General features: G+C 65.7%; 22 protein-coding genes. 5 read left to right on the forward strand and 17 right to left on the reverse strand.

Annotation, left to right across the window (positions count from 1 at the left end):
- Window positions 1-3: 3 nt before the first annotated feature.
- From DCG74_RS22775 to DCG74_RS22790, 4 genes are all read right to left on the reverse strand, one after another.
- Window positions 4-975: an ABC transporter substrate-binding protein gene (locus tag DCG74_RS22775; RefSeq protein ID WP_172788644.1), complete on the reverse strand. Its 972-nt coding sequence runs from the start codon at window positions 973-975 to the stop codon at window positions 4-6.
- 378 nt (window positions 976-1,353) lie between these two features.
- A complete protein-coding gene (locus DCG74_RS22780) occupies window positions 1,354-3,612 on the reverse strand; it encodes a CHASE3 domain-containing protein (protein WP_172788645.1) in 2,259 nt (752 codons plus the stop codon).
- The gene (locus DCG74_RS22785) at window positions 3,609-4,025 is read right to left on the reverse strand and encodes a response regulator (protein ID WP_172788646.1); all 417 of its coding nucleotides are present in this window, start codon (window positions 4,023-4,025) and stop codon (window positions 3,609-3,611) included. The genes DCG74_RS22780 and DCG74_RS22785 overlap by 4 nt, the downstream gene beginning before the upstream one ends.
- Before the next feature lie 231 nt (window positions 4,026-4,256).
- On the reverse strand, window positions 4,257-4,991 hold the full coding sequence (locus DCG74_RS22790; protein ID WP_172788647.1) for a BA14K family protein: 735 nt from the start codon (window positions 4,989-4,991) through the stop codon (window positions 4,257-4,259).
- A 242-nt stretch (window positions 4,992-5,233) separates the two neighbouring features.
- Here DCG74_RS22790 and DCG74_RS22795 point away from each other — a divergent pair, with 242 nt between their 5' ends.
- A complete protein-coding gene (locus tag DCG74_RS22795) occupies window positions 5,234-5,641 on the forward strand; it encodes an NADH:ubiquinone oxidoreductase subunit NDUFA12 (protein ID WP_172788648.1) in 408 nt (135 codons plus the stop codon).
- Window positions 5,642-6,138: 497 nt separating this feature from the next.
- Here DCG74_RS22795 and DCG74_RS22800 read toward each other — a convergent pair whose 3' ends face one another.
- Entirely contained in the window at window positions 6,139-6,825 is a 687-nt protein-coding gene (locus DCG74_RS22800) for a DJ-1/PfpI family protein (protein WP_172788649.1), read from the reverse strand.
- Between the two features lie 103 nt (window positions 6,826-6,928).
- Here DCG74_RS22800 and DCG74_RS22805 point away from each other — a divergent pair, with 103 nt between their 5' ends.
- Entirely contained in the window at window positions 6,929-7,867 is a 939-nt protein-coding gene (locus tag DCG74_RS22805) for a GlxA family transcriptional regulator (protein WP_172788650.1), read from the forward strand.
- 68 nt (window positions 7,868-7,935) lie between these two features.
- Here the strand turns inward: DCG74_RS22805 and bla are convergent, their stop codons facing one another.
- On the reverse strand, window positions 7,936-8,820 hold the full coding sequence (bla, locus tag DCG74_RS22810) for a class A beta-lactamase (protein WP_172788699.1): 885 nt from the start codon (window positions 8,818-8,820) through the stop codon (window positions 7,936-7,938).
- Between the two features lie 98 nt (window positions 8,821-8,918).
- On the opposite strand from bla, the gene DCG74_RS22815 reads away from it, so the two are divergent.
- Window positions 8,919-9,815: a LysR family transcriptional regulator gene (locus DCG74_RS22815; RefSeq protein ID WP_172788651.1), complete on the forward strand. Its 897-nt coding sequence runs from the start codon at window positions 8,919-8,921 to the stop codon at window positions 9,813-9,815.
- 55 nt (window positions 9,816-9,870) lie between these two features.
- Here the strand turns inward: DCG74_RS22815 and DCG74_RS22820 are convergent, their stop codons facing one another.
- Window positions 9,871-10,878 (reverse strand): Na+-dependent transporter, encoded by a 1,008-nt coding sequence (locus DCG74_RS22820; protein ID WP_172788652.1) that lies wholly within the window; start codon window positions 10,876-10,878, stop codon window positions 9,871-9,873.
- A 181-nt stretch (window positions 10,879-11,059) separates the two neighbouring features.
- Between DCG74_RS22820 and DCG74_RS22825 the strand changes: the two genes are divergently transcribed.
- Entirely contained in the window at window positions 11,060-12,097 is a 1,038-nt protein-coding gene (locus DCG74_RS22825; RefSeq protein ID WP_172788653.1) for a DUF2155 domain-containing protein, read from the forward strand.
- An 11-nt stretch (window positions 12,098-12,108) separates the two neighbouring features.
- On the opposite strand, the gene aat is transcribed toward DCG74_RS22825, so the two are convergent.
- The 10 genes from aat to DCG74_RS22875 all read right to left on the reverse strand — a co-directional run bounded on the left by aat (window position 12,109) and on the right by DCG74_RS22875 (window position 22,047).
- Window positions 12,109-12,789 carry a leucyl/phenylalanyl-tRNA--protein transferase gene (gene aat, locus DCG74_RS22830; RefSeq protein ID WP_172788654.1) on the reverse strand — a complete coding sequence of 227 codons (681 nt, stop codon included), beginning with the start codon at window positions 12,787-12,789 and terminating at the stop codon, window positions 12,109-12,111.
- Window positions 12,790-12,845: 56 nt separating this feature from the next.
- Window positions 12,846-13,961 (reverse strand): sensor histidine kinase, encoded by a 1,116-nt coding sequence (locus DCG74_RS22835; protein WP_172788655.1) that lies wholly within the window; start codon window positions 13,959-13,961, stop codon window positions 12,846-12,848.
- A complete protein-coding gene (locus tag DCG74_RS22840; RefSeq protein WP_172788656.1) occupies window positions 13,958-14,398 on the reverse strand; it encodes a response regulator in 441 nt (146 codons plus the stop codon). Before DCG74_RS22840 ends, DCG74_RS22835 begins: the two co-directional genes overlap by 4 nt.
- Window positions 14,395-15,921 (reverse strand): CHASE3 domain-containing protein, encoded by a 1,527-nt coding sequence (locus DCG74_RS22845; protein WP_172788657.1) that lies wholly within the window; start codon window positions 15,919-15,921, stop codon window positions 14,395-14,397. The genes DCG74_RS22840 and DCG74_RS22845 overlap by 4 nt, the downstream gene beginning before the upstream one ends.
- A gap of 106 nt (window positions 15,922-16,027) precedes the next feature.
- Window positions 16,028-17,386: an acetyl-CoA carboxylase biotin carboxylase subunit gene (gene accC, locus DCG74_RS22850; protein ID WP_172788658.1), complete on the reverse strand. Its 1,359-nt coding sequence runs from the start codon at window positions 17,384-17,386 to the stop codon at window positions 16,028-16,030.
- A gap of 84 nt (window positions 17,387-17,470) precedes the next feature.
- A complete protein-coding gene (accB, locus tag DCG74_RS22855; RefSeq protein WP_172788659.1) occupies window positions 17,471-17,965 on the reverse strand; it encodes an acetyl-CoA carboxylase biotin carboxyl carrier protein in 495 nt (164 codons plus the stop codon).
- A 35-nt stretch (window positions 17,966-18,000) separates the two neighbouring features.
- Window positions 18,001-18,468 (reverse strand): type II 3-dehydroquinate dehydratase, encoded by a 468-nt coding sequence (aroQ, locus tag DCG74_RS22860; protein ID WP_025036005.1) that lies wholly within the window; start codon window positions 18,466-18,468, stop codon window positions 18,001-18,003.
- Between the two features lie 224 nt (window positions 18,469-18,692).
- Window positions 18,693-19,574 (reverse strand): DUF1236 domain-containing protein, encoded by an 882-nt coding sequence (locus DCG74_RS22865; protein ID WP_172788660.1) that lies wholly within the window; start codon window positions 19,572-19,574, stop codon window positions 18,693-18,695.
- 208 nt (window positions 19,575-19,782) lie between these two features.
- The gene (locus tag DCG74_RS22870; RefSeq protein WP_172788661.1) at window positions 19,783-20,550 is read right to left on the reverse strand and encodes a DsbA family protein; all 768 of its coding nucleotides are present in this window, start codon (window positions 20,548-20,550) and stop codon (window positions 19,783-19,785) included.
- Between the two features lie 96 nt (window positions 20,551-20,646).
- A complete protein-coding gene (locus DCG74_RS22875; protein WP_172788662.1) occupies window positions 20,647-22,047 on the reverse strand; it encodes a M48 family metalloprotease in 1,401 nt (466 codons plus the stop codon).
- A 205-nt stretch (window positions 22,048-22,252) separates the two neighbouring features.
- On the opposite strand from DCG74_RS22875, the gene DCG74_RS22880 reads away from it, so the two are divergent.
- Window positions 22,253-23,440 (forward strand): pyridoxal phosphate-dependent aminotransferase, encoded by a 1,188-nt coding sequence (locus tag DCG74_RS22880; RefSeq protein ID WP_172788663.1) that lies wholly within the window; start codon window positions 22,253-22,255, stop codon window positions 23,438-23,440.
- The last annotated feature ends 66 nt before the right edge of the window (window positions 23,441-23,506 follow it).

The raw sequence follows: 23,506 nt of genomic DNA on the forward strand, positions 1-23,506 counted from the left end.
CTCTCAGGAGATCACCTTGCTGGCGCGAAACAGGATCGACGACACATCCAGCTCGATACCCAGAAGCCTGGCTGTCTTCAGATTGACTGCAAGTTCAAACTTGTCGGGACGCATGACCGGAAGATCTGACGGATCTTCACCGCGCAGGATGCGATCGGCATAAGTGGCAAGCCGAAAATAGGTCGTGCGCTGGTTTGCACCGTAACTCAAGAGGCCTCCAGCGTCACAATATTCAGACCAGCCAAACATCGAAGGCAGCCGGTGCGCGATTGCAAGCTCCGCAATCTTCGCACGATGCACCAGCGTCACAGCGTCGGGAAACACGAGGAGAGCATCCGCGTCCACCTTGCCGGCAGCCATCAACCCATTCTCGATTTCGCGAGCGCCAGAGAACGGAACGTAGGCTGCCTCAATGCCAAGATTTCGGCACGACTCCAAAGTCGCACGCCATTCCAGTGGCTCTCCCGGATGATCCGTGTTCGAGAACACCGCCAGTTTTCGCAGCCTTGGATAAATGTCCTTGAGCAGCTCAACGCGCTTTCCTGCCAGCTCGAGCGACAGGAATGTGCTGCCGGTGAAATTGGTGCCGGGGTGAGCAAGGCTCTTCACCACACCCAAAGCGACGGGGTCACCGCTCAATGCAAACAGCACGGGGACTTCGGTCACCGCAGTCATGACGCGTGTCGCCGGACCGCTCGAGACCACAAGGTCGACATCCCCTCGCTGCAACTCGGAGACGATCTTGCGCAGTGCCTGCGGGTTTTCAGGGGCATAATGCGTCTCGATTGTTACGGTCCTGCCCTCGACGTATCCCAGCGCGCGCATTCCCTCGCGAAAGCCGTCCAGGAAGGGATCCGGTCCGGACTGAGTCGAGACCCAGAAGATACGATGCAGCTTGGCTCCGCCCTGCGCCCGTGCGATCGCAGGCCAGGCCAGCCCCCCGCCAATCAACAAGATGAACTCTCGTCTTTTCATGCGAGCACCTGTCGAAGCTGCGCCGTCAATTCGGGCCGCAGACCAAGATCCTAGCTGTGCATCTGATGACTGCGCTCGGTACTGCGCTCCGCAAGCGGACTGTCGCGACACCGGCTCCTACATTTGTCGCCGAGAGCATGCTCAGAGACTGGTCTGGCGAGACGATTTGTCCTTGAGGTGCGCTTGATTTTTGCTTGAGACCGACCCGATGACGATCAAAACGGCCTTACGCGGTGCATAGCGCGGTGTCGAAATACCTCCGGCGCGCGGATCCGGGCGAGCTACGGCGTCTCAGAGGACAATTGGAACTCACTCCTGAGGCAGTGCCCTTGGCCTCATATAGGGTGTGACTGCAGCGCGCCCTCGGCAGTTCACGCGCTAGCTCGCCGCCATCCCGCCGCCGTTCAGTGCCTTGCGGATCATCTCCGCGAGTTGGTTTCTCCGGTAGGGCTTGGTCAGCAGCAGCACGCCGTCATCCAGCTTGCCGTGATGGACGATGGCGTTGTCGGTGTAGCCGGAGGTGTAGAGCACCTTCACGCCCGGCCGACGCCTCGCCACCTCCTCGGCGAGCTCGCGGCCGCTCATGCCGCCGGGGATGACGACGTCGGTGAACAGCAGGTCGAAGCTCTGGCCGGCCTCGATCAAGTCGAGCGCAGCCTTGCCGTCGGACGCGGCCACCGTCTTGTAGCCGAGGCTCTGCAGCTGCGCGGTGACGAAGTTGCGCACCAGCGGATCGTCCTCGACCACGAAAATGGTCTCGGCGCCGCCTTCGGCCTGCGGCGTGACGCCAGCTGCGACGTCCGCGCCGCCTTCGCCCGGCGGCAGATAGAGCTTGATCGTGGTGCCGTGGCCTTCCTCGCTGTAGATCTTGATGTGGCCGCCCGACTGCTTGACGAAGCCGTAGACCATGGAGAGGCCGAGGCCGGATCCCTTGCCGACCTCCTTGGTGGTGAAGAAGGGCTCGAACGCCTTCTGCTGGATCTCCACGGACATGCCGGTGCCGGTGTCGCTGACCGCGAGCATGACATAGGGTCCGGGTATCACGTCGGCATTGGCCTGCGCATAGGCCTCGTCGAGCGCGACGCGGTGGGTCTCCAGCAGCAGCTTGCCGCCGTTCGGCATGGCGTCGCGGGCGTTGATCGCCATGTTGAGCACGGCGTTGGTGAGCCTCGACGGATCGATATGCGTCGTCATCGGCCCCTGTTCCAGCACGGTCTCGATCTGGATCTGCTCGCCGAGGGTGGGGCGCAGAAGCTTTGCGATGTCGGAGATCGCGGCGTTGATGTCGACGTTGCGCGGCTCGAGCGGCTGCCGGCGCGCGAACGCCAGCAGATGCTGGATCAGCTCGGCGCAGCGCTCGGCGGCATCGTCGATCAGCCGCGCCGTGCGCTGCAGCTCGGGCTGGTCCTTCAGGCTCTCGACCAGCGTCTCGGTGTTGCCGGAGATGACGGTGAGCATGTTGTTGAAGTCGTGCGCGACGCCGCCGGTCAGCTTGCCGATCGCATCCAGCTTCTGCGACTGGTGCAGCTGCCGCTCGGTTTCGCGCGAGGTCGTCGCATCGTGATAGACCAGGACCGCCCCGGAGACGTTGCCTTGCCCGTCCCGCATCGGCCGGCCGCTGACCATGAGTTGGCGTGGCGGGTTGCCGCTGTGCGGGCGGACGATCATCTCCAGCTCTTCGAACTGCTCGCCGCGCAGCACGCGCGTCGACGGCAGCTCGTCGGCCAGAAGCGGCGTGACGCCGTCGCCGTGAAACACGTCGGACAGCGCGCGCAGATTGCCGACGTTCATGCCGGTACGATGCAGCAGCATGCGCTCTGCGGCCGGATTGGACAGCAGCACCATGCCCTCGGCGTCGATGACCAGCACCGCCTCCGCCATGCTGCGGAACGTGCTCTGGAGCACGTTGACCGACAGGCGCAGCTCGTCATGGGCGGCGACGAGGTGCTCGGTGCGCTCGGCCACCGCCGCCTCGAGAGCGGTCTTGGCGGCTTGGGTCTGCTCGAGCGAGCTCTGGAGCTCACCCGTCGTGCGGCGACTTTCGCGCATCACCAAAGCGACCAGGAGCAGGATCAGCACGGCACCGGCGACGTCGATGCCGAGCAGCACGATTCCGGTGCGGCGCGAATCCTGGGAGCGGGCGGCGAGCAGGCGTTCTTCCTCCGCGCTCAGACGGTCGAGATTGCCCATGACCGTGTCCATCAGCCCTCGGCCCTCGGCCTTGCTGTTGAGCGCGGCAATGCCGGCCTGGTCGTTGGCGGCGCGCAGGCGCATCGCGGTGGCGGCGATCTCGATCCGGCGCAGCGCCAGCGGCTCGGTGCCCTCCAGCAGCGCGACCTGATCGGGACTGTCGTGCACGTCGCGCTTGAGCTCGGCGAGGGCCGGCGCGATCTTGGCGTGCACCGCCTGGAATTCGTCGCTGAAGCCCTGGCTGCGATAGAGCTCGTAGCCGCGCGCGGCGCTCTCGGCCCGGCGCAGCAGCACGCGCAGATCGGAGATCTTCCTTTGCACCTGGACGGTGTGGTTTAGCCGCGCCGCGTCGGACCGCGACTTGACGTCGAGGGCGATCGAAGCCGCGGTGATGATCAGGAGGATGGCGAGTCCAACACCGAGAATGACGCGTTGCGTTGGAATCAAGGGGCTTCTTTCTGGTCCTTCGGCGGCGCGCTCGCGCCGGCGAGGCATTCCCGGATCGTGGTCAGCAGCGCTTCGGGCGTGAACGGCTTGCGCAGGCAGCGCGTTGCGCCGAGTTCCAGCGCCATGCGGAGAAAATCGGGAGAGGGCGAGGCAGACGAGGCGAAGGCGTAGCCCGACATCGCGATCAGCGGCGTGGCCGGGGCGCGCTCGTGAAAGATGCGGATGGATTCGAAGCCGCGCATATGCGGCATGAAGATGTCGACCAGCATCACGTCGAAGGCGTGCGATTCCAGCGCAGCCAGTCCTGTTTCGCCGCCGTCGGTGAGCGTGACGTCGAAGCCCTGACGTTGGAGGAGGACCTCGATGGTCGCGCCGACCATCGGATCGTCATCAACCACGAGAATACGCGGCATGACACTTCCCAGTAGATCGAAGTCCCCACTGGGGTTTGTGATATCCGCGAATCGTGGGTCGGGTCAATTTGGGATTGGATCGCGAAGGATATGCACGGTTCGGTGCATAAAGGTCCATTTGCATCGATTTGTATTTATCCTTGCACGTGCGAGCCGGTGAGGAAGACGCCGATTGCGAAAAAGGCGCCGCATCGCTGCGACGCCTTCTGCCTCACGCTTAGGCGATTCCGCTTACGGGCAGGGATGCCGCAGGCCGTCGTAGCCGAGATAAGTGCCCGAGGCCGGGTCGTACGATTTGTAGCGCTGCGCGCAATAGGCAGCGGAGTCGCCGCCACTATCGGGCACCACCGCAACCGTCGGCTCGTCATAATAGCTGTCGTAGTAGTAGGGATCGTCATAGTAGCCGTATCCGCCGCCATAATAGGCGTAGGAGCCGAGGCCACCGATCGCGGCGCCGGCCGCAAAGCCCGGCCAGAAACCGCCGCCGCGACGATGGTGATGGTGGCGCCAGCCGCCGCTCCAGGTGCCGCCGCTGCCGCTCCACGTGCCCGGCGAGGCGGTCGCGACGCTGCGCGTGCCGCTGAAGGTGGGCGAGATGCCGGGGCGGGCCGCCACGCCGCCTACAAAGCTGCCGCCGCTCGGACGGACCGCAGGGGCGGCCGCGAAACTGCCTCCGCTCGGACGCATCGCGGCGCCGCCTCCGAAACTGCCGCCGCTTGGGCGCATAGCGCCGCCGCCCGCCGCGAAATTGCCGCCGCCGCCATGGAAGGCCGCGCCGCCGCCGCCCATGCGCGCGCCGCCACCGAAGCCGCCGCCGCCGATGTGAGCACCGCCGCCACCGCCGCCGACATGGGCGCCACCGCCCGCTCCGACCGCGGCGGCACGACTCTGTGCAAAGCTCGGGCTCGCCAAGGGAAGAACCAACGCCGCTGCTGCGGCAGCACTCAACAATTTCAGACTGTTCATGGTCAAACTCCTTTCCCGGAAAGCAAACCCTATGAATGCATTGGGGTTCCTGGGATCACGCCGGTTTGCGCGCGAATGGAGCCTCAGGCCCTGCTGCTGTACGGGGCATGAATGAATCGCGTCCGCTTTGCGGCAGGGGCGTGCGCGGTAGGCGGATTTGCGGGGGCGCCGGCGCGCCTGCCGAACTGGACATTTCGCCCCCCGGATGGCATCAGGACCCGACGAAGCAGGGCCTTTGCCGCATGAAACAATTCTTCCTCAAGTTCTTCACCTGGTGGAGTGGCCAGACGTTTGGCACCCAGCTCTGGACCAAGCGGTATGGCGAGCTGGTCGGGGAGGACGAGCAGGGCAACCGTTACTACCGCACGCGGGGCGGGGCGATCGATCCGACGCTCGGCTTCGAGCGGCGCTGGGTGATCTATAATGGCTACGCCGAAGCGAGCCGGATTCCGCCGGAATGGCACGGCTGGATCCACCACGTCGTCGACAAGCCGCCGACCGAGGTCAACTACCAGCCGCGCGAGTGGGAAAAGCCGCACCAGCCGAATCTCACCGGCACGGCCAAGGCCTATCGTCCCTCCGGCTCGACGCTCGCCAGCGGCAGGCGTCCCAAGGCGACCGGCGACTATCAGCCCTGGACGCCCGGCTAGCCTTTTCGGCGCACCCACGAACCACCATCGTCCAAAGCGGATGCATCTGCATCCGCGCCGCGCAGCTGTGGACAACGGGAACAGCGGGGACGCTGCTTGCGCGGGCGTTGCCTCGAGGCGGGCGATGCGGCTCAATGATCCCATCTTACGGAGATGGGAGACCATCGCGTTCGGTTCGGGCAACAGTTCGCGACTGTCCCGAGATGCAGCGGCCGCCGAGGAAGGACTCGATCGGGAGATAGGCCCCCGGTCTGGAAGCTCCGACATCGCCCGATGTGAATGTGCAGCCACCGTGAGACAGGAAAGGCCGCTCGGGAAACCGAGCGGCCTTTTTCTGTTGGGGCCCTCGTGAGTCTCGTGCCCCGGACGCTGCGCAGCGCGAAGTGGTGCGCAGCTGAGCCGGGGCCCATTCTGCTGCGTGCTGTGTGGCTCCCTGGGTCCCGGCTCTGCGCCGCATCGCTGCGCGCCGCAGCGCGTCCGGGACACGTGAGCGGAGTCTAGTTCACCCGCTCAGCCGCGCGCTGCACCGCTTCGAGACGCCGCGCCTGGTTCTGCGCGCCGCGCTCCCTCAGCAGCGCCAGCACCTCGGCGGGCGCGGTATCGGGCGAGCCCGCATTGAACGGCGGGGCTGGATTGTATTCCATCTGGAGCTGGATCGCTTCGGCCGTGGTGCGATTGACCATGATCGAGACCAGCGTCAGCGCGAAATCGATCCCGGCGGTGACACCGCCGCCGGTGATGCGGTTGCGATCGACGCAGACGCGTGTCTTCGTCGGTGTCGCGCCGAACTGTGCGAGCATCTCCATTGCGCTCCAATGGGTGGCCGCGCGGTAGCCCTTCAGGAGGCCGGCGGCGCCGAGGGCCAGCGATCCCGTGCACACCGAGGTGACGTACTTGGCGCCTGCCGCCTGCTTGCGCAGGAATTCCAGCACGTCCTCGTCGTTGAGAAGGTCGTTGGTGCCCTGGCCGCCGGGCACGCAGATGACATCGAGCTGGGGGCAATCCGCGAACGTCGTGGTCGGCGTCAGCGTCAGCACGGAATCGCTCGGCACCGGCTCGATCCGCTTCCAGATCAGGTGCAGTTTTGCGTCCGGGACCATGGCGAATACCTGCAAGGGGCCGGTGAAATCGAGCTGGGTGACGCGTGGAAACACCAGGATTCCGATCTGGAGCGGTGACGACATGGGAGCCTCCGACAATGCGCTTGACGGCGGCAGAATGGCATGGTGCCCTGCTGTCAGAAATGGCATAATTCCCTCGCTTTCGGACATACCTGCGGCCTGGCCCATGATCGGCATCCTGATCTTCCCGGACTTCCAGCTGCTCGATGCGGCAGGCCCGATCTCGGCATTCGAGATCGCAGCGCGCTGCATCGGCAAGGCGCCGGCCATCCGCGTGCTGGCGGCCAAGCCGGGGCTGGTGCGCAGCTCGTCGGGCGTCGAGATGATGGCGCGTGACTTCAAGACGGCGAACGCGATCACGACCCTGCTCGTGGCCGGCGGCAGCGGCGTCGCGGAGGCCGCGCGCTGCGAGATCACGCGGGCCTTCGTGCAGCGGCTGGCAAGGCGCGGCGTGCGGGTCGCGAGCGTCTGCTCGGGCGCCTTCGTGCTCGCCGAGGCGGGACTTCTCGACGGCCGCCGGGCCACCACGCATTGGGGGCGGACGCGCGAGTTCGTCGCATGCTTTCCCAAGGTCAAGTTCGAGCCGGACCAGATCTTCACCCGCGACGGCAATGTCTGGACTTCGGCCGGAATCTCCGCCGGCATCGACCTCGCGCTCGCGATGGTCACCGAGGACCATGGCGAGGAGATCGCGCAGGCGACCGCGCGCCAGCTCGTGCTCTATCACCGCCGCAGCGGCGGGCAGTCGCAATTCTCGTCGCTGTTGGAGCTGAAGGCGCCGAACGGGCGCTTCGGCGCACTGTTATCCTGGGCACGCGAAAATCTCGACGCGCCGCTGACGGTGGAGGATCTCGCCGACCGCGCCGGCATGAGCGCCCGGCATTTTGCTCGCGCGTTTGCCGCCGAGACCGGCACGACGCCCTCCAAGGCGATCGAGCGGCTCAGGCTCGAAGTCGCGCGCGAGCGCGTGCAGTCCTCGCGGGAGGCGATCGAGCGCGTGGCGGAAACGACTGGCTTCCGCGATCCCGAGCGCATGCGGCGCGCCTTCATCCGCGCGTATGGCCAGCCGCCGCAGGCGCTGCGGCGCGCGGCGCGGGCGGGGTAGGGCGCCCGGCACAAGCCTCCACTTGAAGGGGCTCTGCCGGGCTTCGATGCGAACGTCAGCTCGCGCGGTCAGCCGAATTCCTTGCCGACCTCTCGTCCGACGGAGGCAATCACCTCGTTTTGCGCGCTCATGTCGACAGAGGCGCCCGTGAGATAGACTGCGACGATGAGCGCCGAGCGCTGAGGTGGCCATACGATCGCAACGTCGTTGTTGGTGCCGCGGCCGCCCGCTCCAGTCTTGTCGCCCACGCGCCAGCCCTGCGGCAGACCGGCGCGCAATCGGCTGTCGCCTGTCTTGTTTGCGATCATCCATTTGGACAGCTGCTCCCGACCTGCCGGCGGAAGCACGTTGCCCAGCACCAGACGCCTGCAATTCTCAGCCATCGCGTTCGGGCTTGTCGTGTCGCGAGGATCGCCTGGCGCAGCTTCGTTCAACTCGGTCTCGATGCGGTCCAATCGGGTCACGTCATCACCGAGGCTGCGGGCGAAGGCGGTCAGGCCGGCGGGGCCTCCTATTTCCCTGAGAAGCAGGTTGCCGGCCGCGTTGTCGCTCCTCGTAACGGCGGCCTCGCAGAGTTCCCGCAGCGACATGCCGTCCGGTCCCACATGCTCACGGGTGACCGGCGAATATTCGACGATGTCGGATTGATCGATGCGAACGCGTCGATCGAGGCCGTCCAGCTTCTCTCCTACCTGTTTCAATATTGCTGCGGACGCGAGCACCTTGAAGGTGCTGCACATCGGAAATCGTTCGTCTCCCCTATGTTGAATCGACGCTCCGGTTTGCGTGTCGAGCACGGTGACGCCGAGCCGACCGCCGCTTTTGCTTTCAAGCTGCCTGATGGCCTCCAACAGCCGTGTTGTTTCAAGTGTCGAAGCACCCGAGACTTTCGAGAGGAAGAGCTGTGCTGAAAGAACAAGTGTAGATGATCCGAACTGACGTCGCGTTAGCATCGTGAACTCCGATTGAACGTGCGCTTTTTTGCTGCGTGCTGCCGCGATTGACAAACGATGCTTCGTAAGGCCATCCATAAGTAAAACTTGGATCAGACGTGGCCCGCCGACCTCCCAACGTTTCCAGTCTTCCGCTGAACGCGCTCCGCGCGTTCGAGGCGGCAGCGCGTCACCTCAGCTTCACCAAGGCCGGCCTGGAACTCCGGGTGTCGCAGGCTGCCGTGAGCCAGCAGGTGCGAACTCTGGAGCGAAGCCTGCGTGTGGAGTTGTTCAGGCGGCTCACGCGCGGGCTTGCCCTGACAGAGGAAGGCGAGGCGCTGTTGCCTGCGATTTCGGATGCTTTCGGTCGGATCAACCAGGTGCTGGACCGTTTCGAAAACGGCCGCATGCGGGAGACGCTGATGATCGGCGTCGTCGGAACGTTCGCGGCAGGCTGGCTCGTTCCTCGCCTCAAGAGTTTCACCTCGATCCACCCGCAGGTCGACATCAAGATTTTTGCCAACAACAATCGTGTCGACCTCGGCGCCGAGGGCTTGGACTACGCCATTCGATTTGGCGACGGCGCCTGGCACGGTACCAACGCAGAGCGTTTGGTCGATGCTTTCTTCACCCCGATGTCCACGCCAACGATAGCGAAGCGCCTCAAAGACCCGATAGATCTCCATCAACAGGTGCTGCTGCGTTCCTACCGATCCGGCGAGTGGACACAGTGGTTCGAGGCGGCGAAATGCCGGCAGCCTCGCATGACGGGCCCGACGTTTGATTCATCGGTCTCCTTGGCGCACGCTGCAGCTCAAGGAGGCGGGGTCGCACTTTTGCCGGTGGTCTTGTTCTCGGAGGATGTAGCCCGGAAACGCCTGGCCTGTCCTTACGACACCCGCGTCCATCTTGGATCGTACTGGCTCACGTCCCTGAAATCAAAGCGGCACACGCACGCGATGCAGGCATTCCGGCAGTGGATATTGGCTGAATGCAAGAAGATGAAAGTTGAATGAGCATGGCGCATCGAGATGGCCTTGCTCAAAGGCATCGCGGCGCGGTGAGGGCCGACTAGGTGATGTGGCCCGTGGCCGCCCCGCCGGACGTATCTGCGCGCACGATCACCCGCCGTGCGATCGGCATCAGCATGTACGGCGCGAGGTGAATCGGAAACTGCGTCAGCGCGAAATAGAGCCAGGTGGTGGGCGGCAATGCGCCGGCGGTGGCCGCCAGCATCAGGCCCAGATTGCGCTGTGACACCATCAGGCCGATCGCAAAGGCGCGCTCGTTGCCGGCGCGGCGAAAGATGAATGTCGTGACGGCGAGCAGGGTGAAATAGACCGCGAAGGCAAGCAGTGCGACGCCGGTCGCAAACAGCGGATCGGCGAGGAAATCGTGCACCACGTCGCCCATGACGGCGGATGCGAACACCAGCAGGATGAGGATGTTGAAGCCGTCGATCGGCCGCCTGTGGCGCTGGATCGCGTCGGTGCCGAACAGTCGTCGGATGACGGTCGCGGCCAGCAGCGATGCGGCGAGGATGCCGAGCAGCTTCAGGCCGAGCGCGAGCGGCGAGATGCTGAGCATGCCGCCGAGAAAGAGGCTCGCGAACAGCGAGGCGGTCAAGGGCACGAGCGCAGTCGCGGTGACCAGCGTGACCAGCGGCAGCGTGGCGTCGAGGCCGATCAGCGCGGCGAGCGCGGGTGCTGCCATCATCGGCGAAGCCATGCCCTGGAGCATCAGCGCAAGGAAGAGACCGGGTGAGCTTCTGTCGAGCCCGCTTCCATGGGCGATGAGGCCGACGATCAGCGGCACACCGATCGTGGTCCAGGCCGTGGCGGCCCCGACCAGCGCCGGGCGGCGCAGATGTCCGTACAGCGCGACGAGATCGACGCGCATGAAGGAGATGCAGAGCAGAAGGAAGATCGCTTCGGTGACATAGGGGCGCAGCAGCGCGCCCAGCGGCGGCACCGCGACCGCGATGAAGGCGATCGCCGCCACGGCGCGCGTGCCCTGGCCGCCGAGCCAGCTCAGGGCGCGCAGGGGAAGGGCGAGGGCGGCTTCGAGGAGGAAGGGCATCTCTGTCGGGATTGTCGGTTCGGGGGCATTCCCGCTTTCGGCCCCGGGGAGGGGCTCACGACTATCCCACCCGGGAGCTGGCCTGGCCAGACCGCGCCGGGAAGGGCTGGGTTGCCGCCCTTCCCCCGCCGTATTCGGCGTGTTAACCGGAGGGCCTGCGAGCGGCGGTATCCCCTGTAGAATGTCCAACGAGCCCGATTCGCTGTTGAAGCCGCGCGAAATGTTCAAAATCTTTTCCCTGACCGGTCTTGCGGCGCTTTTGGCCACCACCGCACTGACGGCTGCGACGCCGGCTCAGGCGCAGATCGGCACGATCTTCTCCGATCCGCCGCCGCTGCGGCCGCCCGGCAACATTCCGCGCGGCCAGCCCCAGCCGCAGCCGATGCCCGAGGACGACGAAGAGGTGCCGGAGCTGCCGCCGCAGGGCCGGGTGCTGCCGTCGCGCCCGATGCCGCCGCCGGGCCGGCAGGGCAACGTGATGCCGGGGCCGGTCGAGACCCAGCCTCTGGCGCCGCCGCCGGGCTCGACCCTCGCGCCACCAAACCAGCCGCCCTCCGCCGCGATCGCTCCGCCGGGCCCGCAAGGCGCGCCGGGTGCGCCCGGTCAGCGCCAGCCCCAGCAGAAGGGCGGGCCGGGCGGCGCCGTGCCACAGACCCCGGCCAGCCTGCAGCCGGGCGACGAGGTCGTGACCGAGCCGCCGGCCCAGAAGATCGTGAACAAGAAGGCGACCTTCTCCGGCCTCGACAAGATCACCGGGCGCATCATCAATTTCGACGAGGAGATCGGCGAGACCGTCCAGTTCGGTGCGCTCCGCGTCAAAACCAACGCCTGCTACACGCGTCCGGCGACTGAAGCGGCCAACACCGACGCCTTCGTCGAGGTCGACGAGATCACCTTGCAGGGTGAGGTGAAGCGGATCTTCTCGGGCTGGATGTACGCGGCAAGCCCGGGCCTGCACGGCGTCGAGCATCCGATCTACGATATCTGGCTGACCGACTGCAAAGAGCCGCAGCAGACCGTCGCCACGGCGGCACCGGATCCGGCCGCGGCAAAGCCGCCGCCACCGCCGCCTGCACAGAAAAAGGCCGCCCCCAAGCAGGTGCAGCAGCGCCCGCCGCAGCCGCTGCCGCCGATCCAGCAGCAGCAGCCGGCACCGCCACCGCCGCCCCCACCGGAGCAGCGCCCAGGCCTGTTCGGCATTCCCGGATTCGGCCGCTAACGAGCTGTTCGTTATTGCCGCGAAGCGATGATCTCCAGGGCGCGTGCGCCCGGGATCGCTTCGCCGGCGGAGAGCCTCAGGAAATCGCCGGCATCGCCCGCCAGCGCCTTGTCGAGCAGCGCGGTGTAGCGTCGCCGCGAGATCTCGACTGCGCCGAAGCTCTTCAGGTGCTCGGTGACATATTGGGTGTCGAGCAGCTCGAAGCCGCCGTGAATGAGCCGCGCGACCAGATGCACCAGCGCGACCTTCGAGGCATCGCGCACATTGTGGAACATGCTCTCGCCGAAGAAGGCCCGCCCCAGGCTGACGCCGTAGAGACCGCCGACGAGCTCGTCGCCCTGCCAGGCTTCGACGCTGTGGCAATGGCCGAGCTCGAAGAGCCCGCCATAGAGGTCGCGGATGCGCTTGTTGATCCAGGTGTCCTCGCGTCCCACTTGCGGCGCAGCGCAGCCGGCGATCGTCGCCTTGAACGCGGTGTTGACGGTGACGCGAAACTGATCCGAGCGCACCGTGCGCGCGAGGCGCGAGGCGACGCGGAAGCCGTCGAGCGGGATGACGCCGCGCAGCTCCGGCTCGACCCAGAACAAGGTCGGATCGTCGGCGCTTTCCGCCATCGGAAAGATGCCGCAGGCATAGGCGCGCAGCAACACGGCCGGCGTGATTTCAGACGGGGCGGAGTCGCGCGAAGTCATGGCTTGGCATCATAGCAGGATCGCAACGCAGTTGCGATGGGTGGCCGCCGGACCGCTCAGCTCGCCGCAGCGGTGCTGGTCTTGCCGACGCTTGGGGGCACGCGGCCGAACTTCAGCACGACCCGGGTTCCGGAATGCGTGGGATCACGCTCCACCGTCGCGTCGAGCTTGGTGGCCATGGCTGCGACGATGCGCTGGCCCATGCCGGTGGAGCGCGGATCGGCCTTGACGTTGTCGCCGACGCCGTCGTCGGTGATCGAGAGCAGGAGATCGTCGCCTTGCGAGATCAGCTCGACATGGATCGGGCCGGCGCCATCCGGATAGGCGTATTTCACCGCGTTCATCACCAGCTCGTTGACGATGATGCCGACGGCGACCGCACGGTCCGGATCGATCTCGATCGGCTCGGCCTTCAGTGTCAGGCGCGACATCCGGTTGCCTTCGGCGGACCGCCTGAGATCCTCGAGCAGCGAGTCCAGATACTGATTGAGGACCACGCTCTTGAGGTCCTGCGAGGTGTAGAGGCGGCGGTGCACCTGCGCCACCGCGGCGACGCGGCCCATCGCATTGGTCAGCGCCGCCTTGACCTCGTCCTGCGCTGCGGAGCTCGCCTGCAGGTGTAGCAGCGAGGCGATGATCTGGAGCGAGTTGCCGACGCGGTGGTTGACCTCGCGCAGCAGGAGCTCGCGTTCGGCGGCGAGCGCCGCGTAGCGGTCGCGCGAAGCGTGGATCTCGGCCTCGGCTTCCTCGCGCGCCCGCTGCAGCTCGGCTTGGCGCAGCGCGCCCTCGGCGGCGACGTGGAGGAGCGGGATGAAGTCGCCCTGGACGTCCTTGACCAGATAGTCGGCCGCTCCCGCCTTGAGCGCGGTCACCGCGATGCTGGAATCCTGCGAGGCGGTGACGAACACGACCGGCGGCGCGTCCGGGATCGCCATGATCTGCTCGAGCGTCTCGAGCCCATCGAGGCCCGGCATGTACTGATCGAGCGCGACGACATCGATGCCGCCTTCGGTGCTGTTCTGGGCGGCGGCGCGGCGGATGCGCTCGAGGCCTTCCTCGCCGCTTGCGGCATGGACGACCCGGAAGCCGCGCCGCGTCAGGCCGCGATCGACCAGGCGCGCCAGCGCCTCGTCGTCGTCGATGTAGAGCAGTGTCGGCGTGCGCTGGTTCATGTGGCGGCGGGCGGGACCTGGATGACCGAGAAGAACAGCCCGAGCTGCCGGATGGCGTTGGCGAAATTCTCGTAGTTGACGGGCTTGGTGATGTAGACGTTGCAGCCGAGCTCGTAGCAGCGCTTGATCTCCTGGGAATCGTCGGTGGTGGTCAGCACCACCACGGGCGAGGCCTTAAGATACTTGTTCTCCTTGATCTGCCTCAGGATGTCGATCCCGGTCATGTCGGGCAGGTTGAGGTCGAGCAGGATCAGGAGCGCGTTGCCCTTCTGCACGAGCCCGGAGCCGTCGGCGCCGAACAGGTGCCGCATGGCCTCGGTGCCGGTGGCGAAGGAGACGATCTCGTTGTTGACGCCCGAGCGGCGGATGTTGCGCTCGATCAGGCGGGCATGGCCCTCGTCGTCCTCGATCATGATGATGGTGACAGGCTGGGTCATCGATCTCGGTTCCGGTTGCTCACGTTCCAGGCGATCGGCAGCGTGATCGTGAAGGTGCTGCCCGCATTAAGTTCCGATGATACCGACATGGTGCCGCCGAGGCGACGCACAAGTGCACGCACATGCGCAAGGCCGATACCCTGGCCGGGCTTATCCTGGGTTCCCGCGCGGCGGAACAGGTCGAATATCCGCTGGTGGTCCTTCGGATCGATGCCGCGGCCGTTGTCGCTGACCTCGAAGATAGCGTAGCCGAGCTTGGTCCGCCCGCGGATTCTGATCTCGCCGGGCACGCCGGGCTTGAGATATTTGATCGCGTTGTCGATCAGGTTGGAGAAGATCTGCTCGAGGGCGAGGCGGTCGCTCACGAGGTCCGGCAGGGGCTCGAGATGGATCTCGGCCTGCGCCTCGGCCGCCTGGTGCGCCAGCGTCGTTGCGATGGCCTCGATCAGCTCGCGCGTGTCAACCTTCACCGGCTGGAATTCACGCCGGCCCTCGCGGGTGAGGTTGAGGATGGCCGAGATCAGCCGGTCCATCTTGGCGATCGACGATTTGATGAAGCCGAGCGCTTCGGAGAAATCCTCCGAGAGCTGCTTGTCGGCGCCTTCGAGCGCGATCTCGCCCGGCGCGGCAGGCGCGAGCGGCGCTGCCCCCGCGGGGACATGCGCGAGGCTGCCGATGCGGCGGAAGATGTCGCCGCCGAGCTCTTCGAGCTCGCTCGTGAAGCCCATGATGTTGACGAGCGGCGAGCGCAGATCGTGGCTGACGATATAGGCAAAGCGCTGGATCTCGTCGTTGGCTTCGCGCAGATCCGCCGTGCGTTCGTCGACGACGGCTTCCAGATTGAGGTTGGCATCGCGCAGGCGCGCCTCGGCCTCGTCGCGCACGCGTGCCGAGCGCCGCACCAGCCAGATCGAGATCAGCGCCAGCACCACCACGAGGCCGGAGCCGATACCAGTCATCGAGGCGGCCAGGGTCTGGCTGTGGTCGGAGTTGGTCGTGCGGAGGCGGAACAGGCGCTCCTCCTCCTGGATCATCGCGTTCGCGACGCTGGTGATCCTGGTTGTGGTGTCCTGCGCCGCGGCCTCGCGAACCAACGCGGTGGCCCTGTCCGGCTGGCCCTGCTGCATAAAGATCATTTCCTGCGCAAACTGACCGAGACGGATTTCGATCGCCGCGCTCAGCTTCTCGACATTCGCGCGTTGCTGCGGATTGTCGGCGCTGAAGCGCGTGAGCTTGTCGAGGGCCGGAATGATCGCCGAAACGGCCTTTTCATGGTCGACCCTGAAGTTGTCCCCCTGGGTCAGCAGAAAGCCTCGGGCGCCGCTCTCGGCGCGCCGGATCTCCAGCAGCAGGGCATTGATCTGGTTCTCCACCTCGATGGTGTGAAGCACCCATTTACTGTCCTCGCGCGCCTTGTTGACGAGGTAGACGGAGCCGGCGCTGATCACGGTCAGCACCAAAATGCCCGCCGCGAACAGCAGGACCTGCCAGAATGCCCGCCGTCGCTGGCCTTCAGCCGTCACGACGGTTCACCTGTTTGCGTGCGATGGAGTTCAAAACGCCCCCTTGGAATTGGCCCCAACCCTCCAGAACGCGATCGGGGCCAAAGGGTTCCACAAGGGGACGAGGTTATCGCGGGGCGGGTTCCGCCTTGCCGGCCAGGTACTGCTCCAGCCAGTGGATGTGGTAGTCGCCATTGATGATGTCGGCCTCGCGCACCAGCGCACGGAACAGCGGCAGCGTGGTCTCGATGCCCTCGACCACCATCTCGTCCAGCGCCCGCCGCAGCCGCATCAGGCATTCGGCGCGGGTCTTGCCGTGCACGATCAGCTTGCCGACGAGGGAGTCGTAATACGGCGGGATGGTGTAGCCCTGGTAGACGGCGGAATCGATCCGCACCCCGAGGCCGCCCGGCGGATGATATTGCAGGATCCGGCCCGGCGAGGGGCGGAAGGTCTGCGGATTCTCGGCGTTGATGCGGCACTCGATCGCGTGGCCGATGACCTGGACCTCGTCCTGCCTGGCCGGCAGGTCGCCGCCGGCGGCAATGCGGATCTGCTCCAGCACGAGGTCGATGTCGGTGATGCTTTCGGTGACGGGATGCTCCACCTGGATGCGGGTGTTCATCTCGATGAAGTAGAACTCGCCGTCCTCGAACAGGAACTCGATGGTGCCGACGCCGAGATATTTCATCTCGCGCATGGCTTTGGCGCAGGTCTCGCCGATCTTGGCCCGTGCGGCGGCAGCGAGGACGGGCGAGGGGCCTTCCTCCCAGACCTTCTGGTGGCGGCGCTGCAGCGAGCAGTCGCGCTCGCCGAGATGGATCGCGCCGCCGCGGCCGTCGCCGAGGATCTGGATCTCGATGTGGCGCGGCTTCTGCAGGTATTTTTCCAGATAGACGGAGGCATCGCCAAAGGCGGATTTGGCCTCGTTCGCCGCCGTCGACAGCGCCACCTGCAGGTCCGCCTCGCTGTGCGCGACCTTCATGCCGCGGCCGCCGCCGCCGGCCGCCGCCTTGACCAGCACCGGGAAGCCGATCTTCCTGGCGATCGCCAATGCATCGTCGTCAGGACCGACGGCGCCGTCCGAGCCGGGCACCACGGGGATGCCGAGCCGCTTGGCGGTCTTCTTGGCCTCGATCTTGTCGCCCATCAGGCGGATGTGCTCGGCTTTCGGACCGATGAAGTGCAGATTGTGCTCGGCGAGGATTTCCGCAAAGCGCGCGTTCTCGGAGAGGAAGCCGTAACCGGGATGCACGGCATCAGCGCCGGTGATCTCGCAGGCCGCGAGCAGGGCGGGCACGTTGAGATAGCTGTCCTTGGACGCCGGCGGCCCGATGCAGACGCTCTCGTCCGACAGCCGCACATGCATGGCATCGGCGTCCGCGGTGGAGTGCACGGCGACGGTCGCGATCCCGAGCTCCTTGCAGGCCCTGAGGATGCGAAGAGCGATCTCGCCGCGATTGGCTATGAGGATCTTGTCGAACATGTTGTCCTGCAGCGAATGGCGAAGTGGCGAATGGCGAGTAGGGAAGGCTGACGCCATTCGCTAATCGCTATTTCCCCATTCGCGTCACTCAATGATCACCAGCGGCTCGCCGTACTCGACCGGCTGGCCGTCCTCGACCAGGATCTGCGTCACCGTGCCGGCGCGCGGCGAGGGGATCTGGTTCATCGTCTTCATGGCTTCGATGATCAGCAGCGTCTGGCCGACCGAGACCTTGGTGCCGACGTCGATGAACGGCTTTGCGCCCGGCTCCGGCGCCCAATAGGCGGTGCCGACCATCGGCGAAGTCACGGCGCCGGGATGCTTCGACAGATCGGCCGCGGCCGCTGCTGGCGCCGCGGGGCTTGCCGCCAGCGGCAGGGCGGCCGGAGGAGCCGTCACCTGCATCGGCATGGTCGCGGCAACGCTGATGTTGCGGGCGACGCGCAGGCGCAGGCCCGCCCGCTCGATCTCGATCTCGGTGAGGCTGGTCTCATCGAGCAGAAGTGCCAGCTCGCGAACGAGCGCGGAATCCTCGCTGGAAAACTTTGCGGCTGCTTTGTCGTCTGGCTGGCGCGCCATGTTGTTTGATCCGAATGTTCTGATGGAAGGGAGCGTCAGGCGTTGGGCTTGATGCCGAGCTTGGCGGCAAGGCCCTGGATGGCGAGGCGGTAGCCCTCGATGCCGAAACCGCAGAGCGAGGCGAAAGCCGCGCGTGCGGTGTAGGAATGGTGACGAAAACTCTCGCGGGCGTGGATGTTGGTCACATGCACCTCGACCGTCGGAATCTGCACGGCGAGCAGCGCATCGTGCAGTGCGATCGAGGTGTGGGAATAGCCGCCGGCATTGATGATGATGCCCTTCATCTTGCGCCGATGCGCCTCGTGGATGAAGTCGATCAGCTCGCCTTCGCGGTTGGACTGCCGGCAGTCCGCCTTCAGGCCGAACGTCGCGGCCGTCTCCCGGCACAGCGCCTCGACGTCGGCCAGCGTCGCATGGCCATATTTGTCGGGCTCGCGGGTCCCCAGCATGTTGAGGTTCGGCCCGTTCAGGACGAGGATCGTGTCGGTTGCAGGTTCGGCCATTCCAATCCCGGGAGAGGTGTTTCGGCGTGGCGGGGGTTATAGGTAACAAAGCGCTTGAGGGGAAGCCTTGAAGGGCCTCGAGGGCAGCTTCAAGCACCTCATCCAGTGCGCAAAAACCTGTGCGGAAACTACGGAAATTGCTTGTTAACCAGGCCGAAGCATGGCTGCCGGGCGCATGCAAAGGGGCGGGCATCGCTGCCCGCCCCCGATTGCCGTGTTCTGCGTCAGACGTTCAGGACGGCCACGATCTCGTAGGTGTCCGGATTGATGATGACGATCTCATCGCGGACCAGGACGTACTTGTAGGTCCGCCACTCCGGATAGATGGTCACGACCCGGGACGGCAGGGCGTGCAGGGTAATGCCCTCGCGCGGGATGCGGGTGCCGACCGAGATCGAGAAGTTCACGTTCGTCACGGGGGCGACGCGCTCCTCGCGGATCACGGACGTGATCTGCGTCCGCTGCTCGGTCGAAAGCTTGGCAGCGGCGCCGGCCTGGCCAACCGTGGTCGAGCTCTGGCCCTGCACGTTCTGGGTCGAGCTGGTGCCGGTCTGACCCTGCGCGTTCTGGTTCGTGGTGCCAGTCTGGCCCTGAGCATTCTGGTTGGTGCTGGTGCCGGTGCCCTTCTGGGTCTCGGCGTTGTTGGTCGAGGTGCCGCTCTTGCTGCCCTCAGCCTTCATGTCCTTCTGGTCCTTGCTGCCGGACTTGCTGGTGTCCTGGCTCATGCTCTTGGACTTGTCCTGCTGGGACTTGTCCATCTGACCCTGCGCGCGCTCGTCGGTGCGCTGGCCCTTGGTGGCGCCGGCCTTGTCTTCGGCCGCGTTCTTGTGCATCGCGCCGCCCGAGCGGTCGTCCTTCATCGCGCCGGACTTGTCTTCGGACTTGGTCGCGCTGGAGCCGCCGGCCTGGCCGACAGTGCCCTTATCGTGGCTCATGGAATCGCGACCCATCGCGCCGCCGCGCTCGGCGCCGCCGCCGGAGGGCTGGGAATGCTGCATCTGCTGCGAGCCAGCGCCAGTGTCGCGGCCCTTGTCTTGTGCGTTCGCCAGACCGGTGCCCGCGACGAGTGCGACTGCGGCAACCGAAATCATAAAGCGGTTCAACATCGAAATTCTCCTCACGTGTTCATTCGCGTCATTGCCCGCGCCGACAACGAAAGGAGATTTGAGTTGTTCCGGAACTTCGACTGTTCCACGGCATTTGTTTGTTGAATGCCAGATGAATGACTTGGCACGAAGGCGCCAACGTTCCGCGCAACAAAAAAGGCCGGCAGATCCGCCGGCCTTTGCTGTTCTCGCTATCGCCAACGTGTGATCAGCAAGTCGCCTTGCCGCAACGGGCAATGCCGATCTTTTCCTTCAGGCTTTCGACGCCGACGGCGCCGATCACGATCTGCTTGCCGATCACATAGCTCGGCGTGCCGTTCATGCCCATCGCTTCGGCGAGCTTGAAATTCTCCTCGATGGTGGCGCGCACCTCGGGGCTGGCGATGTCCTTCTCGATGCGAGCCGTGTCGAGACCGGCTTCCTTGGCGGCCTGCATCGCGCGGGCCTTGTCGGCGGCGCCGCGACCGCCGAGCAGCTTCTGGTGGAAGTCGAGATATTTCTTGCCGGAGGGATCCTGCATGCGCACGGCGACCGCGACCTGCGCCGCTTCGACCGAGCCCTGGCTCAGCACCGGAAACTCCTTCAGCACGACCTTCAGCTTCGGATCGCCCTTCATGATGGTCAGCATGTCGTCCATCGCGCGTTTGCAATAGCCGCAATTGTAGTCGAAGAACTCGACGAAGGTGACGTCGCCGTCCCGGTTGCCGAGCACGACCTGGCGCGGCGAGTTGAAGATCGCCTCGGCGTTCTGCGCGATGCTGGCTTCGTGCTTCTGCGTTTCGGCCGCGGCCTGCCGCTTGCTGAGCTCGGCCATGGCCTCCTCGAGCACCTCGGGATGGCTGACGAGATAGTTCTTGATGATCTTCTCGATGTCGGTGCGCTGGCTGTCGGAGAAACTGTCGGCGGAGGCGGGCACGGCCGCGCCGAACATGGCGAGCGCGAACAATGCGGGAGCGAGCAGGCGCAGCGAAGGCATAGTCAAATCCTCTTATCCAAAGCAGGTTTCGAGAAACGTCCCGGCGGATTCAAGCCCGGTGTCGTGACGTCGTGGTCGGCCGTCGTTCGAGTTGCGTCAATTGCGCGGCGGCTTCGCCGCAACGATGTCGTCGGCCTTGACCCATCCGGGCGTGCCGACAGCGAAACGGGTTTTCGCGCGCGTCGCAAGCTCGCGGGCGGTCTTGTTGTCGCCGCGCAAATAGGCGGCCTGGGCCGAGGCGAGATCTGCCTCCGCATAATCTCCCTTCCGGCCATAGGCCATCGCGAGCTGGGTGTAGCCGAGCGCCGCCTCGGGCTCCCGGGCCACCGCGGCGCGGAGAATCCGAACGGCCTCGTCGGTGTAGGCCTTATTATCGGTTCCGACCAGAGCCTGCCCAAGTAACATCTCGATGAGGGGGGCGTTGTTGGAGAGGGCGACGGCCTTGCGCAAGGGAGCGATCGCTTCGGCCGCCTTGCCGCTTTCCAGGAGCGCCTGGCCGCGCACCTCGTAGAAATACGGGTTGTTCGGCTGCACCTGGATCAGCGCGTCGATCTGGGCGAGCGCGCTGCGCAGATCGCCGTGCAGGTAGGTGCTGATGGCGCGGGCATAGCGCGCCGGCAGGCTGTCGTTGGTCTGGGGATAGCGGCGGTACACCGTCTCCGGCCGCTCCATGAAGGCGGAGATCTTGGCACGGACCATGTCGTGCCGGAGCTGGAGCGCGGGATCGTCCTTCTTGTTCCAGTACGTGCTGGAGCCTGCGAACTCCTGCAGCGCGGCGACGCGCTCGGCCGGCATCGGATGCGACTGCAGGTAGGGATCGGCACCGCGCGCGGCGAACAGGCTCTCGCTGGTGAAGCGCTTGAACGTCTCGTACATGCCCTTTGGCGATTGTTGGGTCTCCGTCAGGAATTTCACGCCGGCACGGTCGGCGTTCTCCTCCTGCTGGCGCTGATAGGACAGTAGCGTCCGGCGGATCACCTCCTGCGGAGCGGCGATCGCGGCCGCGCCGGCATTGGCGAGCCCGTTGTTGCCTGCGCTGCTGCGCTGGGTGCTGCCAGCCGCAATCGCGCCGGCGCCGAGCAGCATCGCGATGATCATCTGGGTCTGGGCAGCGGCGAGCTGCTCGCGCAGCTTGGACAGATGGCCGCCCGCCAGATGCCCAGTCTCGTGCGCGAGCACGCCGATGATCTGGTTCGGCGTCTCCGATTGCAGGATGGCGCCCCAATTGACGAAGATGCGGCGGCCGTCCGCGACGAAGGCGTTGAACGAGCCGTCGTTGATGATCACCATCTGGATGTTCTGCTTCTCCAGACCGGCAACGCGCAGGATCGGGCGCGTGTATTCGCGCAGCAGTTGCTCGGTCTCGGTGTCGCGCAGGACCGGCGGCCCCTTGGCCTGCGCGTGCGCGGCCGAGAACGGCGTCAGCGCGATCGCCGTGGCCGTGACGAGGGCGGTGAGGGCGGAGGCCTTCTTGCGCAATGCGATCTGGAGCGACATCAAGCGGTCTTGGTCAAACGGGCTCGGTCAAGTGTTCTTGGTCAAGCAGTTTCGTGATTGGTTTTGGTGATTGGCGGCGGACCGGATACGCGATATGCCCTTGTGAGCGTTGCCCTTATTGAGCCGTACAATGCGGCCAGTCTGGGGCGCAAGCGCCTCGTTTTCGGACCGGACGGACCGGTTCGCCAGCCAATAGCAGAAATCGATGTACGATGCGACATTGAGGAACCGGTTGGGGCAGTGGCTCGAGCCCTCCCGCCGCAGCGATGTTCCCCCGTTCATGGTGATGGACGTCATGGCCGCGGCGGCCCGAATCGAGGCCGCCGGTGGTCATGTCATCCACATGGAGGTCGGCCAGCCCGCGGCCGGCGCGCCCAGGACCGCGATCGCGGCCGCCCATGCGGCGCTCGAGGCTGGACGGATCGACTATACCTCGGCGCTCGGCATCCCCTCCTTGCGCGCGCGCATTGCGCGCCATTATCGCGACACCTATGGCAGCGACGTGAGCCCCGATCGGATCGTCGTGACGACGGGCTCGTCGGGCGGCTTCATCTTGGCGTTCCTGTCGATGTTCGAGCCCGGCGATCGCGTCGCCGTGACGTTGCCGGGCTATCCGCCGTATCGACACATCCTGACCGCGCTCGGCTGCGAGCCTGTGCTGATCGAGACCACGAACGAGACGCGGCACGCGCTGACCGGCGAGGCGCTGCTCGCGGCCCATCGCAAGGCGCCGTTGAAGGGCGTCCTGGTCGGCAGCCCCGCCAATCCCACGGGCACGATGATGTCCCGCGACGCGCTCACCGGCCTGATCGCGGCGGCGGAAGACGCCGGCATCCGCTTCATCTCGGATGAGATCTATCACGGTCTCGATTACGCGTTTCCAGCCGTGACGGCGGCGGCGCTGTCCGAGCATGCGCTCGTGATCAACTCGTTCTCGAAGTATTTTTGCATGACGGGCTGGCGCGTCGGCTGGATGGTGGTGCCCGAGATCCTGGTGCGGCCGATCGAGCGGCTGCAGCAGAACCTCTCGATCTCGGTGCCCTCGCTGTCGCAGATCGCGGCGGAGGCTGCATTCGACGGCACGGCCGAGATGGAGGCGATCAAGCACGGCTATCAGGAAAACCGGCGTGTCCTGATCGATGGTTTGCCCAAGGCCGGATTGACGAGATTCCTGCCGGCTGACGGCGCCTTCTATCTCTATGCCGATGTCTCGGACTTCACCTCGGACAGTTTCGAGTTCGCCAAGCAGATGCTGGAGCAGGCGGGCGTGGCGGCAACGCCGGGCCTCGATTTCGATCCCATCCATGGCCGTTCATTCATCCGCTTTTCCTATGCCCGCTCGCTCGATGAGATGCGGGAGGCAGTTGACCGGATCGCTCACTGGCTTAAATAGCCGCCAGTTTTAGACAGCCTTCCGGAGTTCGACGTGCCTGACCGTTCCGCCCCGTCCGCCGCTACG

The sequence above is a fragment of the Bradyrhizobium sp. WBAH42 genome, from assembly GCF_024585265.1.
Classification (GTDB): Bacteria; Pseudomonadota; Alphaproteobacteria; order Rhizobiales; family Xanthobacteraceae; genus Bradyrhizobium.